The organism is Streptomyces sp. NPDC002795, assembly GCF_042888725.1.
Lineage (GTDB): Bacteria > Actinomycetota > Actinomycetes > Streptomycetales > Streptomycetaceae > Streptomyces.
Genome location: NZ_JBIAQB010000003.1, coordinates 618,302 through 634,005 on the forward strand (window position 1 = coordinate 618,302; position 15,704 = coordinate 634,005).

General features: G+C 72.3%; 16 protein-coding genes. 7 read left to right on the forward strand and 9 right to left on the reverse strand.

Annotated features, from left to right (window positions below):
• Positions 1-57 precede the first annotated feature (57 nt).
• Positions 58-510, reverse strand: a complete 453-nt coding sequence (locus ACFYWS_RS12215) for an Lrp/AsnC family transcriptional regulator (RefSeq protein WP_266716607.1) — start codon at positions 508-510, stop codon at positions 58-60.
• Positions 511-623: 113 nt separating this feature from the next.
• On the opposite strand from ACFYWS_RS12215, the gene ACFYWS_RS12220 reads away from it, so the two are divergent.
• The 3 genes from ACFYWS_RS12220 (at position 624) to ACFYWS_RS12230 (ending at position 2,216) form a co-directional block, all read left to right on the forward strand.
• The gene (locus ACFYWS_RS12220; RefSeq protein ID WP_389273483.1) at positions 624-1,238 is read left to right on the forward strand and encodes a LysE family translocator; all 615 of its coding nucleotides are present in this window, start codon (positions 624-626) and stop codon (positions 1,236-1,238) included.
• A 91-nt stretch (positions 1,239-1,329) separates the two neighbouring features.
• Positions 1,330-1,710, forward strand: a complete 381-nt coding sequence (locus ACFYWS_RS12225; RefSeq protein ID WP_389274099.1) for a PaaI family thioesterase — start codon at positions 1,330-1,332, stop codon at positions 1,708-1,710.
• A 5-nt stretch (positions 1,711-1,715) separates the two neighbouring features.
• Complete coding sequence (locus tag ACFYWS_RS12230) at positions 1,716-2,216, forward strand: GNAT family N-acetyltransferase (protein WP_389273486.1); 501 nt, start codon at positions 1,716-1,718, stop codon at positions 2,214-2,216.
• A gap of 16 nt (positions 2,217-2,232) precedes the next feature.
• On the opposite strand, the gene ACFYWS_RS12235 is transcribed toward ACFYWS_RS12230, so the two are convergent.
• Positions 2,233-3,414 carry an acyl-CoA dehydrogenase family protein gene (locus tag ACFYWS_RS12235; protein ID WP_389273489.1) on the reverse strand — a complete coding sequence of 394 codons (1,182 nt, stop codon included), beginning with the start codon at positions 3,412-3,414 and terminating at the stop codon, positions 2,233-2,235.
• 176 nt (positions 3,415-3,590) lie between these two features.
• Here ACFYWS_RS12235 and ACFYWS_RS12240 point away from each other — a divergent pair, with 176 nt between their 5' ends.
• The 3 genes from ACFYWS_RS12240 (at position 3,591) to ACFYWS_RS12250 (ending at position 6,358) form a co-directional block, all read left to right on the forward strand.
• Entirely contained in the window at positions 3,591-4,805 is a 1,215-nt protein-coding gene (locus ACFYWS_RS12240; RefSeq protein WP_389273492.1) for a CaiB/BaiF CoA transferase family protein, read from the forward strand.
• A 57-nt stretch (positions 4,806-4,862) separates the two neighbouring features.
• Complete coding sequence (locus ACFYWS_RS12245) at positions 4,863-5,534, forward strand: GntR family transcriptional regulator (RefSeq protein ID WP_389273495.1); 672 nt, start codon at positions 4,863-4,865, stop codon at positions 5,532-5,534.
• A gap of 77 nt (positions 5,535-5,611) precedes the next feature.
• Positions 5,612-6,358, forward strand: a complete 747-nt coding sequence (locus tag ACFYWS_RS12250) for an SAM-dependent methyltransferase (RefSeq protein ID WP_389273498.1) — start codon at positions 5,612-5,614, stop codon at positions 6,356-6,358.
• 33 nt (positions 6,359-6,391) lie between these two features.
• On the opposite strand, the gene ACFYWS_RS12255 is transcribed toward ACFYWS_RS12250, so the two are convergent.
• The 6 genes from ACFYWS_RS12255 to ACFYWS_RS12280 form a co-directional block, all read right to left on the reverse strand.
• A complete protein-coding gene (locus ACFYWS_RS12255) occupies positions 6,392-7,672 on the reverse strand; it encodes a YeeE/YedE family protein (protein WP_389273501.1) in 1,281 nt (426 codons plus the stop codon).
• 328 nt (positions 7,673-8,000) lie between these two features.
• Positions 8,001-9,086: an ABC transporter ATP-binding protein gene (locus tag ACFYWS_RS12260; RefSeq protein WP_389273503.1), complete on the reverse strand. Its 1,086-nt coding sequence runs from the start codon at positions 9,084-9,086 to the stop codon at positions 8,001-8,003.
• Positions 9,083-9,913 carry a molybdate ABC transporter permease subunit gene (gene modB, locus ACFYWS_RS12265; protein ID WP_389273506.1) on the reverse strand — a complete coding sequence of 277 codons (831 nt, stop codon included), beginning with the start codon at positions 9,911-9,913 and terminating at the stop codon, positions 9,083-9,085. Before modB ends, ACFYWS_RS12260 begins: the two co-directional genes overlap by 4 nt.
• Positions 9,910-10,692 carry a molybdate ABC transporter substrate-binding protein gene (gene modA / locus ACFYWS_RS12270; protein WP_389274102.1) on the reverse strand — a complete coding sequence of 261 codons (783 nt, stop codon included), beginning with the start codon at positions 10,690-10,692 and terminating at the stop codon, positions 9,910-9,912. Before modA ends, modB begins: the two co-directional genes overlap by 4 nt.
• 200 nt (positions 10,693-10,892) lie before the next feature.
• Positions 10,893-11,288, reverse strand: a complete 396-nt coding sequence (locus ACFYWS_RS12275; RefSeq protein WP_389273509.1) for a molybdopterin-binding protein — start codon at positions 11,286-11,288, stop codon at positions 10,893-10,895.
• A gap of 74 nt (positions 11,289-11,362) precedes the next feature.
• On the reverse strand, positions 11,363-11,965 hold the full coding sequence (locus ACFYWS_RS12280; RefSeq protein WP_389274105.1) for a TOPRIM nucleotidyl transferase/hydrolase domain-containing protein: 603 nt from the start codon (positions 11,963-11,965) through the stop codon (positions 11,363-11,365).
• A gap of 233 nt (positions 11,966-12,198) precedes the next feature.
• Here ACFYWS_RS12280 and ACFYWS_RS12285 point away from each other — a divergent pair, with 233 nt between their 5' ends.
• Positions 12,199-14,898, forward strand: a complete 2,700-nt coding sequence (locus ACFYWS_RS12285; protein WP_389273512.1) for an ATP-binding protein — start codon at positions 12,199-12,201, stop codon at positions 14,896-14,898.
• 121 nt (positions 14,899-15,019) lie between these two features.
• Here ACFYWS_RS12285 and ACFYWS_RS12290 read toward each other — a convergent pair whose 3' ends face one another.
• On the reverse strand, positions 15,020-15,691 hold the full coding sequence (locus ACFYWS_RS12290; protein ID WP_389273515.1) for a GntR family transcriptional regulator: 672 nt from the start codon (positions 15,689-15,691) through the stop codon (positions 15,020-15,022).
• Between the last annotated feature and the right edge of the window lie 13 nt (positions 15,692-15,704).

Below are 15,704 nucleotides of genomic sequence, written 5' to 3' on the forward strand. Positions count from 1 at the left end.
ATGACTGCGGTCAATAAAGTGCACAACATCGGAGGGTTGGGGCGGAGAGTCGGTGAGCTAGTCGGGCAGCGGTCGGTTCGCGACGACGTTCTTCATCACGAGCGTGGAGTTGAGGCGCTGCACCCCAGGAAGGCGCGCGAGCTGCTGGTCGTAGAGCTGCTGAAAGGCGGTCAGGTCGGCGGCGGCCACCCGCAGCAGATAGTCCGGATCGCCGAACAGGCGCTGCGCCTGCAACACATGCGGCACCGCCGCCACCGCCTCCTCGAACGACGCCACGGTGTCCCGGTCCTCCCAGCCCAGGGTGACGAAGACCAGCGCCTCGAAGTCCAGGCCGAGGGCCGACGGGTCGACGACGGCGCGGTACCCGCGGATCGCCCCCGAGCGTTCGAGATCGCGCAGCCGGCGGTGACAGGGCGAGACGCTCAGCTTCACGCGGGCGGCCAGCTCGGTGATGGTGAGACGGCCGTCCATCTGCAGCTCGGTCAGAATTTTCCGGTCCATGGCGTCCATGGAGAATATTCTCCCTCAGGTTCGCCGTTCACGGGGTAAAGAAGGGAACACTTACGGGCGAATCCGGCCTAGCCTTCCTCGCGTACAACTGCACGTGAGAGGGATCGACATACATGGACACGACCACGTTGGCCGCATTTCTGGCCGTGGACCTCCTGCTGGTGTTCACACCGGGCGCGGACTGGGCCTACGCGATCGCGGCCGGACTGCGGGACCGCTCGGTCGTCCCGGCGGTCGCCGGCCTGATAACCGGCTACGTGGGATACACACTGCTCGCCGTCGCGGGCCTGGCCGTGCTCGTGGCGAGTTCGGCGACCCTGCTCACGGTGCTGACCGTCGCCGGGGCCGGGTACCTGGTGTGGCTCGGCTGCAACGTGCTGCGGCAGCCCGCCGTGCTGACCGCCGGTGAAGAGTCCGTCGGCGCCTCCCGCCGCCAGGTCATGCTCAAGGGCATCGGCATCAGTGGCCTCAATCCCAAGGCGCTGCTGCTGTACCTGGCCCTCTTCCCGCAGTTCATCCACCCGGCGACGGGCTGGCCGGTGGCCGTGCAGACGGGTGTGCTCGGCACCCTCCACATGACCGCCTGCGCCGTCGTCTACCTCGGTGTCGGCGTGCTGGCGCGCACCGTACTGAAGACACGGCCTTCTGCGGCCCGGGCGGTGACGCGGGCCTCCGGGGTCATGATGATCGCGATCGGTGGTTTCCTGTTGGTGGAGCAGTTGTCGTAGACGAAGCCCGGGGAGAGCGTGTGAACGGGGAGAGCGTGTGAACGACGAGACAGTGGCCCGCGTCCGCAAGAGCTTCGAGCGCCAGGGGCTTATGGCCCACCTGGGCGCCGAGCTGACGGAGATCACCGAGGGGCGTGTACGCATCGTGCTGCCGAGCAGACCCGAACTCTCCCAGCAGCACGGCTACTTCCACGCGGGCGCCACCAGCTCGATCGCCGACAGCGCAGGCGGCTACGCGGCGTACACGCTGTTCCCCGAGGGCACCGAGGTCCTCACCGTCGAGTACAAGATCAACCTGCTCGCCCCGGCCGTCGGCGACCACCTGGAAGCCGTCGGCACCGTCCTGAAGCCGGGCCGCACCCTGACGGTGTGTCAACTGGAGGTCTTCGGCGTGCAGGGCGAGCGGCGCAAGCTGGTGGCGAACGGGCAGCAGACCCTGATCCGCGTGGACCGGCCCGCGACGGGCGCGTGAACGGGATGTCCGCCTTCACCACCGACCGGCTGGCCATGCTGCCGCTGCGCGTCGAGCACGCGGAGGAGATGGCCGGTGTGCTCGCCGACCCGGCCCTGCACGCCTTCATCGGCGGCGCGCCGGACACGGCCGAGGAACTGCGGGCGCGCTACCGGCGGATGCTCGCGGGCTCGCCCGACCCGGCCGTCACCTGGCTCAACTGGGTGGTCCAACTCCGGTGCGAGGAGCGCCTGGTGGGCACGGTGCAGGCGACCGTCGCCGGCGGCGTCGCGGAGATCGCGTGGGTCGTCGGCACCCGGTGGCAGGGGCGCGGCTTCGCCACCGAGGCCGCGCGGGCGCTCGTCGTACGGCTCGGGGAGCAGGGTGTCGGGGAGCGGGGTGTCGGGACGTTCGTCGCCCACATCCACCCCGAGCACCGCGCGTCCGCCGCCGTCGCCACCGCCTGCGGGCTCGCGCCCACGGACGAGTGGCACGACGGCGAAGTGACGTGGCGACTCACCGGGTGATGGTGCGCAACGGCGCTCAGCGGAAGGCCGCGAGCCCGGTCAGGGTCTTGCCGATGACCAGCGAGTGGACCTCGCTCGTCCCCTCGTAGGTCAGCACCGACTCCAGGTTGTTGGCGTGCCGCATCACCGGGTATTCGAGCGTGATGCCGTTCGCGCCGAGGATCGTGCGGCACTCGCGGGCGATCTGGATGGCCTCGCGCACGTTGTTCAGCTTGCCTACGCTGATCTGCTCCGGCGTGCCGCGGCCCTCGTCCTTGAGCCGGCCGAGGCGCAGCGCGAGCAGCATGCCCTTGTCGAGTTCGAGGGCCATGTCGGCGAGCTTCTGCTGGGTGAGCTGGTACGAGGCCAGGGGGCGCTCGAAGACCGTGCGGTCACCGGCGTAGGAGATCGCCGCCTCCAGGCAGTCGCGGGCGGCGCCGATCGCGCCGAACACGATGCCGAAGCGGGCCTCGTTGAGGCAGCCGAGCGGCCCGGAGAGGCCGCGCGCGTTCGGCAGCATGGCGTCGGCGGGCAGCCGTACGTCCTCCAGGATCAGCTCGCTGGTGACACTGGCGCGCAGGGACAGCTTGCGCTTGATCTCCGGCGCCGAGAAGCCGGGCGTTCCGGCCGGGACGAGGAAGCCGCGCACACGTTCCTCGGTGCGGGCCCAGACGACGGCGATGTCCGCCACCGAACCGTTTGTGATCCACATCTTGGCGCCGTTGAGGACCCAGTCCGCGCCGTCGCGCTTCGCGTTCGTCCGCATCGAGCCGGGATCGGAACCCGCGTCGGGCTCGGTGAGGCCGAAGCAGCCGATCTTCTCGCCCGCCGCCATGCCCGGCAGCCACTGCTGCTTCTGCTCCTCGGAGCCGTACTTCCAGATCGCGTACATCGCGAGCGAACCCTGCACGGAGACGAGGCTGCGCAGCCCAGAGTCCACCGCCTCCAGCTCCATACAGGCGAGCCCGTACGAGACGGCGCTGGTGCCCGCGCAGCCGTAGCCCTCCAGGTGCATGCCGAGGACGCCGAGGCCGCCCAGCTCACGGGCGAGTTCGCGGGCGGGGATGGCGCCGGCCTCGAACCACTCGGCCACCTTCGGGCGCAGCTCGCGCTCGCCCATGGTGCGCACGGTGTCGCGGATGGCGCGCTCCTCGTCGCTCAACATGCCGTCGATGTCGACAAGGTCGAAGGGGTGGAGGGGAGTTGAGGACGACGGCATCGCGGGCTCCTTGGCTGCTGACTGTTAGCTGTGATGACTGACGGCTGGCTGCTGACAGATGCGCGGGGTGGCGCTAGGGTGCGGATACGGATATCGGATTTTGGATCCAACTTCTTCGAGTCCTCGGATCGTAGCCGCACGCCCACCTCTTGCCAAGGTTCCACAAGGAGAGCCGCATGCCGGCCACAACGCCCGCCGCCCAGGGAGCCCTTTCAGGGCTCGTCGTCGCCGACTTCGGCCGGGTCCTCGCGGCCCCGTACCTGACGATGCTCCTCGCTGACCTCGGCGCCGAGGTCATCAAGGTGGAGCGCCCGGGAGTCGGCGACGAGACCCGCTCCTGGGGGCCGCCGTTCGCCGACGGCGAGGCCACCTACTTCCTCGGGGTCAACCGCAACAAGCGCTCCGTCGCCCTCGACCTGGCCGAGGAGTCCGGACGCGCGGCGGCCCGCGCCATCGCCGCGCGCGCCGACGTCCTCGTCGAGAACTTCCGGCCCGGCACCATGGACAGACTCGGCCTCGGCTACGAGGAGTTGAGCGCGCTCAACCCCGGCCTCGTGTACTGCTCGGTCACCGGATTCGGCACCGCCGAGGGTGCCGCGCTGCCCGGCTACGACCTGCTGGTGCAGGCCATGGGCGGCCTCATGAGCGTCACCGGGGAGCCGGGCGGACAGGGCACCAAGGCCGGCGTCGCGCTCGTCGACGTCATCACGGGGATGCACGCGGGCCTCGGAGTCATGGCGGCGCTGCGGCACCGCGAAACCACCGGCGAGGGACAGAAGGTCGAGGTCTCCCTGCTCACCTCGCTGCTCTCCGCACTCACCAACCAGGCCTCCGCCCATGTCGCCGGGGGAGTGGTGCCCCGCGCGATGGGCAACAAGCACCCGAGCATCGCCCCGTACGAGGTCCTCGACGCCAAGGACCGGCCGCTGGCGCTCGCCGTCGGCAACGACCGGCAATTCGGCGCGCTGTGCGCCGAGTTGGGGGTCCCCGCGCTCGCCGACGATCCACGCTTCGCGAGCAACACCGCGCGCGTGGCCCACCGCGAGGAACTCCTGGCCGAACTCACCTCACGCCTGAAGGAGCGCGGCGCCGACGAGTGGTTCGAGACACTGACCGCCGTCGGCGTGCCCTGCGGTCCGATCAACGACCTCGGGGAGGCCTTCGCCTTCGCGGAACGCCTCGGCCTCGCCCCCCGTGTGCACATCGACGACCCGAACCGCGAGACACCCGCCGCCCAGGTCGCCCATCCCATCCGGCTCAGCGCCGCGCCCGCCGCGTACGTCACGGCGCCGCCGCGGCTCGGGGAGCACACCGAGCAGATCCTCGCCGAGCTGGGGCTTTCGGGTACTTCCGCCGCAGGTGAGGCGGGCGATGTCGGTGGCGCTCCGTAGGATGGGCGCCGTTCACCACGTGCTGCCGACGCCCGGCAGAGAGGAAGAGGAGCCGCCATGACCACGCCCGCGAGCAGGCGGCGGCCCCCCACGGCGCAGCAGTTCGTCCTTGAAGAGCTGCGCCGCGCCATCACCAGCGGGGAGATCAAGCCGGGCATGCCGATCCGGCAGGACGCCCTCGCCGAGCAGCTCGGCGTGAGCCGGGTGCCGCTGCGCGAGGCGCTCAAGACGCTGGAGGGCGAGTCCCTCGTCGTCCACCACGCGCACCGCGGCTACTTCGTGGCCGAGCTGTCCTTGGCCGAGCTGCGCGAGGTGTACCGCATCCGGGAGCTCCTGGAGGCCGAGGCCGTACGCGCGGCGACGCGCGGCGACGGCGCGGTCCTCGACGCCCTGGAAGAGGCCCAGGAGGAGGTGGAGGCGCAGGCCGCCGCGGCGGACGTCGCGGCGATGGCGGCCGCCAACCGCAGATTCCACTTCGTCCTCTTCGAGGCGTCCGGCATGCACCGCCTGGTGCGCCTCATCGCGACCCTGTGGGACGCCACCGACGCCTACCGCTCCCTCTACTACGCGGACTCGATCAGCCGCGAGCACGTCCTCGTCGAACACCGTGCCGTCCTCGACGCGCTGCGCGAGGGGCGCACGGAGGACGCCGTGCGACTGCTCGACGGACACCGCGAGCATGCGGTGGCGGCGCTGGAGGGGCTGCTCGGCGAGGGAGCGGGCGCGTAAATCGGTGGAGGCGCGGGACCGGACGGCCTAGGTTGGCCGGGTTCGCGACCCCCCGTCGAACGTAAGGAACACCCCTCGTGGATCTGCCACGCATCTTCACCATCCGCGAAAGTAACCACCGCATCCACAACCCGTTCACCCCGGGCAAGCTCGCCGCCCTGGGCCGGGCGCTGCACCTGCCGCCCGGCACTCGCGTGCTCGACCTCGCCAGCGGTTCGGGCGAGATGCTGTGCACCTGGGCCCGCGACCATCACGTCACCGGAACCGGAGTGGACATCAGCACGGTGTTCACCGAGGGGGCCCGCGCCCGCGCCGCCGAACTCGGTGTCGCCGACCGGATCTCCTTCGTCCACGGTGACGCCAGCGGGTACGTCGCGGACGAGCCGGTCGATCTCGCCGCGTGCATCGGCGCCACCTGGATCGGGAACGGCGTGGCCGGCACCGCGGACCTCCTCGCCAGGAGCCTGCGCCCCGGCGGCCTGATGCTGATCGGCGAGCCGTACTGGCGCCGGGAGGTGCCGGATGAGGAGACCGCCAAGGCCTGCCACGCCACCGGCAAGGACGACTTCCTGCTGCTGCCGGAGCTGATCGAGAGTTTCGGCGACCTCGGGTACGACGTCGTGGAAATGGTGCTGGCCGACCAGGACAGCTGGGACCGGTACCAGGCGGCGCAGTGGCTCAACCTCCGCCGCTGGCTCGACAAGAACCCCGAGGACGAACTGGCCGCCGAGGTACGGGCCGAGCTCATCACCGAGCCCGTCCGCTACACGCGCTACCAGCGCGAATATCTCGGCTGGGGGGTCTTCGCGCTGATGGCGCGCTGACGGACCCGCTCTTGTCTCTGGTGTCCTACGGAGTCAGCAGACGCTGTCCGACGGCTTCGGGTTGCCGAGCCCGAACAGCGGGCGCAGGCGCAGGCCAGCCCACGTACCGAGGATGGCGACGGCTCCCCAGATCCAGCCGTGCAGCGAACCGGAGACGATGCCCGCGAGGTACGCGCCGATGTTGCAGCCGCCCGCGAGACGCGCGCCGATCCCCATCAGGACGCCGCCGAGGACCGCGGCGACCGCCGTACGGGCCGGGATCCCGCGGTGCAGCTTCCACACACCGCCCGCCGCGGCGGCGACCGCGGCGCCGACCATGATGCCGATGTCCGTGAGGCTCGTCTTGTCCGCGAGCACCGGGCCCGCCAACTGCTCGGCGCTGCCGGGCTGCTGCCAGAACGCCCACGTCTCGGGGGACCCGCCGAGCGCGCCCACCACCTTCGAGCCCCACAGTGAGAACGCGCTCGTCACGCCCCACGCGCCGCCGGACACCAGCAGCACACCCGCGCCGAGCACCGCGAGCACCACGGCGCCCGCCGCCAGCGGCCAGGAGCCGCGGACCGTACGGAGCAGCGCGCCCTTCGCCGACGGCGGGGCGCCGACCGGCGGGGGATTGCGGCGGGCCTGCACGGCACGCGCGATGAACCAGATCGCGGCGAGCGCGACGATGGTGATCGCCCAGGAGCCGAGCCAGCCGACGTGATCGGACAGCAGGTACGGGTCGAGCGCCGGCAGGTCGCCCCAGAGCCCGAACTGCCAGGCGGCGAGGGTCGAACCGACGATGAACCCGAAGAGGGTGAGGACGATCGAGGTCTGTCCCGAGCCGACCGCGAACAGGGTGCCCGACGCGCAGGCGCCACCGAGCTGCATGCCGATGGCGAAGACGAACGAGCCCACGATGAGGCCGATGCCGATCGGTCCCGCACTGGGCGCGGGCACCGAACCGAACAGCCCGGTGCCGGTGCCGATGATCAGGGCGAAGAGCGTCGCCGTGGTACCGAGCAGCAGGGTGTGCGCCCGCAGCCCGGTGCCGTTGCCGACGGCCACGAGCTGCCGCCAGGCGGAGGTGAACCCGAACCGCGAGTGGAACAGGGCGATTCCGAGCCCGATGCCCAGGAGCAACAGGACACCCGGCTTGGCGCCGTGCTCCACGAACACGTAGGCGTCGAGGACCGCGCCGATGACCCCGGCGCCGACGAGCGGCCGCCACCGGGTGGGCGGCGCGGCCTCGGCGACCGGGGCGGGCGAGGAGGTGGGGGACGGGGTGAGCAGGGCGGCGCGCGGCGGCGCCCCGACGGGGGGAGCGGTGGTCACGGCAGATCTCCGGCAGGTGGAGTGGGAAACGCTCGGGCGCGGGGGAGGAGCGTCAGCGACGACAGAGCGCGTCGTCGACACTCCACGACGTGGCCGCGAAGAGCGCGAGAGCCAGGTGCCGAGCGGGTCCGAACATGTGCGCCACCTTAGGCTCCGCCCCGGGTTACGTGAACGCGCGTCTCACATGGCGGTCGGGCATGCCAAGCCCCGCTCTGGGACGAGAGCCAGCGGGGTCCGGGGCAGAGCCCCGGGGCTCAACCCCGTCAGGCTGATGCGCACGGCGCCGCCCTCCGGGGGCTCCTCAATCGCCGGAGGGGCTTGAAATGGCTCACGCCGGATACGCATGCGTCTGCGTCGCCTTCACCGTCGCCCACACCGCGACGCCGGGGTGCAGCCCCAGCTCCGCCGCCGCCACCGTCGTGAGATCCGCGGCCAGCGGAAGCTCGCCGGAGAGGGCCGCGCGGATCTGATCCCCGTGCGTCTCCATGCCGCTCACCTCGCAGCGCCACAGGTTGCGCGCGCTGGAACCGGTGGGGCGCTCGCGGTGCAGCGTCACCGCGCTCGGCGGGAACGCCACGAAGACCGGCCCGGTCAGGTCCTCCGTGGTCGTGATCGCGGGACCGTCGTCCGCGATGTGGACGGTGTGTCCATCGGCGTTGCCCCGGTACAGGTTCAGCCCCACGAGCTGGGCGATGTAGTCCGTGCGCGGGCGGCGCGCGACGTCCGACGGCGCGCCCTCCTGGACGACGTGGCCGTGCTCGATGACGACGAGCCGGTCGGCGAGCACCATCGCGTCCAGCGGATCATGAGTGACCAGGACCGCGACGGCCTCGAACTCGGCCAGGTGGTGGCGGAGTTGGGCCCGTACGTCCAGGCGTGTGCGGGCGTCGAGCGCGGCAAGGGGCTCGTCGAGGAGCAGCAGCCGCGGCCGCGTGGCGAGCGCGCGGGCGAGCGCGACGCGCTGGGCCTGGCCGCCGGACAGCCGGCGCGGCTTCGCCCCGGCGTGCTCCACGAGCCCCATCCGGTCGAGCCAGGCCTGCGCCTGCGTACGGGCCTCGGCCTTCGTGGCGCCCTGGCAGCGCGGCCCGAACGCCACATTGTCGAGGGCGGTCAGGTGCGGGAAGAGGAGGTAGTCCTGGAACACCACACCCACCGGGCGCGACTCCGGCGGCGTGCCATCGAGGGACGTGCCGTCGAGCCGGAGATGTCCGCCGTCGAGCGGTGTCAGCCCTGCCAGCGCGCGCAGTGCGGTCGTCTTCCCGGCCCCGTTCGGGCCGAGCAGCGCGACGACGTCGCCGGGGTTCGCGGTCAGCGCCACATCGAGCCGGAAGTCGCCGCGGTCCACGACGAGCCGCGCGTCGAGACCGGCCCCCGCCGCATCCTCGGGCGCCAACGTCTTCTGAAGGTCGGTCATGACGCGGTCATCCAGCGGTCACGCAGGCCTGCGAGGACCGTGATCGACACGGCCAGCAGCACCAGGCTGAGGGAGATCGCCGCCGCCGGGTCGCTCTGCATGGCGAGGTAGACGGCGAGCGGCATGGTCTGGGTACGGCCGGGAAAGTTGCCCGCGAAGGTGATCGTCGCGCCGAACTCGCCCAGCGCCCGCGCCCACGCGAGCACCGCGCCCGCGGCGATACCGGGCGCGATCAGCGGCAGCGTCACCCGCCGGAACGCGGTGAACCGGGAGGCGCCGAGCGTCGTGGCCGCCTCCTCGTAGCGCGGGTCGGCCGCCCGCAGCGTGCCCTCGACGCTGATCACGAGGAACGGCATCGCCACGAACGCCTCCGCGATCACGACACCGGTCGTGGTGAACGGCAGCGTGATCCCGAACCAGGAATCCAGGTACTGCCCGACGACACCGTTCCTGCCGAGCGCCGTGAGCAGCGCCACGCCGCCCACCACGGGCGGCAGCACCAGCGGCAGCGTCACAAGCGCCCGTACGAGACCGCGCCCCGGGAACTCCGTGCGCGCGAGCAGCCACGCCAGCGGCACCCCGAGCACCAGGCTCACCAGCGTCGCCAACGTGGCGCACACCAGCGACAGTTGGAGCGCCTGCCACACCTCGGGACTGGTCAGCTGCTCGGGCAGCTGCGCCCACGGGGCCCGTACGAGCAGCGCGATCAGCGGCACCACGAGGAACGCCAGGCCCACGAGCGCGGGCACGAGCAGCGGCAGCGGAGGGACGCGGCCACGGCGCCGCCGCGACCCGCCCTCCACAGTCTCCTTCGCCGCTACGGTCACGGCTTCAGGAACCCGGCGTCGGTCAGCGCCTTCTGCCCGTCGGCGGACTTGACCAGCTCGATGAACGCCTTGCCCGCCTCGGCGTTGGGCGCCTTCTTCAGCGGGGCGATCGGGTAGTCGTTGATGGCGTCCTTGGACTCGGGGAACTCCACGCCCTCCACCTTGTCACCAGCCGCGTGCACATCAGTCTTGTACACGACCGCCGCGTCCGCCTCCTTCAGCTCCACCTTCGTCAGGGCGCTCTTGACGTCCTGCTCGTACGAGACGGGGGTGAGCTTCAGCTTGCTCGCGGTGAGCGCCGTCTGCGCGGCGGCGCCGCACGGCACCTCCTTCGCGCACAGCACGACCTTCTGGCCGGGCTTCGTGAGGTCCTTCAGGGACGACACCTTGTGCGGGTTGCCGGGGAGGGTGGCGATCTCCAGCTGGTTGCGGACGAAGGTGCTCGGACCGCCGTCGGCGTCACCGGCGTCGGTCACCGTCTTCATCGTCTTGGGGCTGGCGGCCGCGAACACATCGGCCGGGGCGCCGCCGGTGATGCCCGCGGCGAGGCTGTCGCTGCCGCCGAAGTTGAAGGTGACCTCGGTGCCGGGGTGTGCCTTCTCGAACTGCTTGCCCAGCTTCTCGAAGCTCTCCTTGAGAGAGGCGGCGGCGAACACGTTCACCGTCCCGGACAGCTTCTTGCCACTGGACGAGGAGCCGGCGGACTCCGCGTCGCCGGACGATCCGCAGGCGCTCAGCGTCAGCACCGCCGCCGCCCCGACGCCGGTCACCTGGAGCATGCGGCGGGTCGTGGTCCTGCGTGCGGAACGGGTTGTCACGGTTCGGCTCCCCTGCTGTGTCCTGGATCGCTTACGGCGACCATACTGCCGCATCTGCAAGGGGGAAGTCCCCTGTGGGTTCGCATGATCCCGGCAGGTGGACTGTGTGGGTGCGCATGTGCGTTCGTACGTACAAGCAAGGGGGTTGTTTGGAGCGGCGCTCACGTGCGGTCGATATGGACATTCGTCGACTTCACGCGGGCCGTGGCCTCCATGCCGACCTCCAGGCCGAGCTCCTCCACCGCCTCCCGCGTGAGCAGCGAGACCAGCCGGTGCGGCCCCGCCTGGATCTCCACCTGGGCGGCGACGTCGCCGAGCTTCACGGCGGTGACGATCCCGGGGAAGGCGTTGCGCACCGAGGTGTACGAGGGGTGGTCGTCGGCGTCGTCGCCCGCGGCCAACTCCACGGAGAACGCGGCGAGATCCTTGCCCTGGACGACCCGGCGCCCGCTCTCGTCGCGGTGTGTGACGATCCGCCCGGCGTCCGCCCACCGCCGCGCGGTGTCGGGGCTGACGCCGAGCAGCCGTGCGGCCTGGCCGATTGTGTAGGACTGCATGCGGCCAAGATAGCTTCCGGCCACCGGGCCGAGACCGCCCGGCGCACCTGCCGAGAACGTCGCGGTGCCCCTGCCTACAGCCGCGCGACCAGCTCCTCAAGAGGCGCGGGCACGCACCCGGCGTCACAGGCCGCCTCGGTCAACAGCCGCCCGTAACGGATCTTGCGGCCCGCCTTGGTGCCGAGGAACCGCCACAGCCGACGGTGCGCCGTCCTGTCCTGCTGGGCGGGCTGGCGGGCGAAGGTCTGCCAGGGATGCCACTCGCCGGCTTCCCGGACGAGCTCCTCCACCCGTGCGACACCGAGCGCGCGGATGAACTCGTCCTCCAGGTCCGCGACACACACGAAGACGGTGTCGCCGCCCCGCTCCAGGGCCCGGTCGTAGAACCGCCGCTCGCGCTCGTCGCACAGCCCGCTGAGCCGCAGCCCGAGCCCCGCGGGCCCGAGCAGCCGTGCGTACCGCCCCACATTCATGGCGCCACCCATGGACACGACGCACACGCCCTCGGCCGCGAGGTCCCGCCCGCGCCGCTCGGCGAGCGCGTCGACCGCCGCGGCATCGCTGAGCCCTTCGAGGAGTACGGCGCTACGGATGCGAAGGCGCACGGCCAACTCGCGCGCCGGCTCACCGGAGCCGCCCGCGGCCCACTCCGTGACCGCGTCGTGGAACGCCTTCATGCCCGCCGTGTCCGTCGTCTCCGTCACGTGCTCAATCCTCTGATGGAAGGGCCGGGAGCCCAACCGAGTATCACGGCGAGGAGGAATCTCGGTCGAACCGCTCCCGCGCCGCACACCACCGGTACTAGCCTCGAAGTCCGTTCAAAACGCCCACGCGTGCCGTGGGCACATTCCGTGGGCCGTTGCTACGGGTACGTACCGCGGCCCCTGTATGACGACCCCCAGGGACCGGTATGGATGCCACACCTCCAGGACCCCGTCTCCTTGAGCGTGACCTCGAAATGGCCGCGGCGACAAGGGCGTTGGACGCGCTGTGCGGTTCGCGGCGCACCGGCGGGGTCGTCGTCTACCGGGGTGAGGCGGGCGTCGGGAAGACGGCGGTGCTCACCCGGATCGCGGACGCCGCCCGCACCCGCTGCACCGTGTACGCGGCGCGGTCCGGCGAGGCCACCACGCATCAGCCCTTCCACCTGGTGCGCCACCTGCTCGGCCCCGCGCTCGGCTCGGCCGTGCCACGGGCCGCGTCCCGTCCCGCCCTCGACGTCGCGGGGCCCGCCCTCGGTCTCAGCGCGCCCGGCGCCCGCCCCGCCGACCCGCAAGGCGTCCGCGACGCGCTCGACACGCTCCTCGCCGAACTGGCCCGCGAGCGGATCGCCGCCCAGGACGGCCCCGAGCCCCTCGTCCTGCTCGCCGATGACGCCCACTGGGCGGACGGCGAGAGCCTCACGTGGCTCGCCTCCCTGGCGCCGCGCCTCGCCGCACTGCCGGTCCTGCTCGTCGTCGCGCACCGCCCCGAAGAACTCGCGGACACCTCGCGCGAGGCCGCGGGCGACCTCGCCGCGCTCGCCCGCGCCGCCCGCCTGCACGTCACCCTCCAGTCGCTCACCCAGGAAGCCACCGGCGACCTGGTGCGGGGCGTGCTCGGCGACACGGCCGACGACGTGTTCTGCCGCGAGGTGTGGGCGGTGACCACCGGAAACCCGTACGAAGCCGTGGAACTGCTCGCCAAGTGCAGCGCCCGCGGCCTCGCCCCGACGCAGGACGCCGCCCCGGTGCTGCGCGCCTTCGGCACCACGGCGCGCGGCGGCGGCATCGTGGCCCGGCTCGGCGAACTCGACGCGGACTGCAACCGGTTGGCGTGGGCCGCCGCCGTCCTCGGCACCGACATCACGTTCGCCGCGGCGGCCGGCCTCGCGGGCCTGGCGCCGGAGCGGGCCACCCGGTGCGTGGAACTGCTGCGCGAGGCCCGCATCCTGGCGCCCGACGCGGGACCGGGCGGCCCCCGCCCGCCCGCGTTCGGAGAGGTCCTCGACCCTTCCGAGGCGCTCGACTTCCAGCACCCCCTCGTCGGCACCGCCGTCTACCGCAGCGTCCCGCCCGCCACCCGCACCGCCCTGCACGGCCAGGCAGCCTGGACGCTGACCCGGCGCGGCCACGGACCCGCCGCGATCTCCCGGCACCTCCTGGAGGTGCACCCAGACGACGACCACGAGGCGGTCCGCCTGCTGCGCGAGGCCGCCGCCGAACACCTCGCCGTCGGCGCGCCCGAAGCGGCCCGCCGCTGCCTGGAGCGCGCCCTGCGCGAACCGCCGTCCGTCGTCGACCGCGCCCAGGTGCTCTACGAACTCGGCTGCGCCTGCCTGCTCTCCTCGCCCGCCATCACCGTCAAGCACCTGCGCGCCGCCCTCGAACTGCCCGGCCTCACAGAGCAGTTGCGCATCGACGCCACCCTGCGCCTCGCCCAGGCCCTCGCCCACGGAAACCAGATGCGGGACGCAGCGCGCTGCGTCGCCGACAGCGCCGCCGTCACCCCGGCCGGCACCCAGCAACTGCGGCTGCTGGCCGCCCGGTTCATGTACGAGTCGTTCCTCGCCGAGGAGGACGACGGGCCCGCGCGGTCCGAGCAGCTGGTCCTGCTCGCCGACGCGCTGCCCGGCGCCGACAACGCCGAGCGCGCCCTGCTGACCCTGCGCGCCTTCGACGCGATGCTGCGCGGCGAGCCCGCCGACCACGTGGCGGACCTGTGCGACCGCGTCCTCGTCGAAGGACGGCTCGCGCCCGGGCTCGGCTGGACCGACACCGAATGGGGCTTCGAGATCCCCGCCCTGCTCGGCATCACGCTCGCCTACATCGACCGGCTGCACGACGCGGAGGGCCTGTTCACCGAAGCGCTGCGCACCTTCGAGCTCGGCGGCTGGAGCGGCGCCCACCTGGCCTTCGCGCACATCCTGTGCGGAGCCGTCGAGCGCAGGCGCGGCCGCCTCGTGGAGGCCGAGGCGTACCTGCGCGAAGGGCTGCGTCTCGCCGAACGCGTCGGCGAAGGGGCCACCGTCCAGTGGGACGCGCTCTGCCTGCTGATCGACACCCTGCTCGCCCGCGGCCACGTCGACGAGGCCCACCGGCTCGCCGACGACCACGGCTTCCGCGCGCCCTACCCGGACGCGCTGATCCTCCCCGACGCCCGCTCGGTGCGCGGCCGCCTGCTGCTCGCACTCGGCCGCACCAAGGAGGCCAGAGCCGAACTCGAGAGCACGGCCGCCTCGACGACGATACGAGGCCGCTACAACGTGCAGTGGGCGCCCTGGTCCTACGACCTCGCGGACCTGATCGCCGATGAGGACCCGGAACGCGCCGCCACGCTGCTCGCCGACGCGCGCCACTGGGCGGGCGTGCTCGGCACCCGCAGCGCCGTCGGTGAGTCCCTGCGTCGCGCGGCCGCGTCGGCGCCACCGGAGCGGGCGCGCGCCCTGCTCACGGAGGCGGTACGCAAGCTCGCCGACTCCCCGGCCGCGTACGAGGAGGCGGCGGCCCGCCTCGACCTGGCCGAAACCACGACCGACCCCGACCAGGCCCGCCGCGCCCTGACCCTCGCGGAGACGTGCGGTGCGGACGGCTTGGCGCGGCGGGCGCGGGCGCTGATCGGGACCACTTAAGCCCTTGCGGCGTGCTTGCGGTGTGGGATCGGTGCCGGTCAATCAAGCCCCTGCGGCGATTGAGCAGCGGGGTCCGGGGCAGAGCCCCGCGGCGTAGGCAACGCGTGCCGCAACCGACCGGTCACCCCGCCGCCGGCTCCGTCACATGCCGCCACGTCCGCACCAGCTGACTGAACTCCTTCACCTGCACCAGGACATGCTCACGCGCAGCCTCCTCCGCCCGGTCCGCCGCCCCCGCGGCAACCGCGTCGGCGATCGCCCGATGCTCGGCGAGGGAACGCCGCATCCGGTCCGGCACCCTCAACTGCAGCCGCCGGTACGGCTGGAGGGCCCGCTTGAGCGCGTGGGCCTGCTGGCGCAGATACTCGTTGCCGCACGAGTCGTAGACGATGGCGTGGAAGCGGGCGTTGGCGTAGTAGTAGGGGTCGGCGTCGCCCGCGAGCGCATGCTGCTCGCACTCCCGCAGCGCGTCCTCCAGCTCGGCGAGCGCCTCCCGCTCTATGCGGCGCGCCGAGAGCCGTGCCGCCATCCCCTCCAGCTCCGCCATGACCTCGAAGCGCTCGGCCAGCTCGGACACGCTCAGCTCGGTGACGTACGTCCCCTGCTTCGGGCGGATCTGCACCAGGCCCGACCGTTCAAGGGCCTGCAACGCCTCGCGCACCGGCGTGCGCGAGCAGCCGAACTCGCGCTCCAGCTCCGCCGGGTCAAGGCGTTCGCCCGGCCGGTACCGGCCGTCCACGACTGCGTTCTCCAAGGCGTCGCGCACGCGCCTGGCCTCAGGGACTCGAGCCATCTCCACCTCCTCC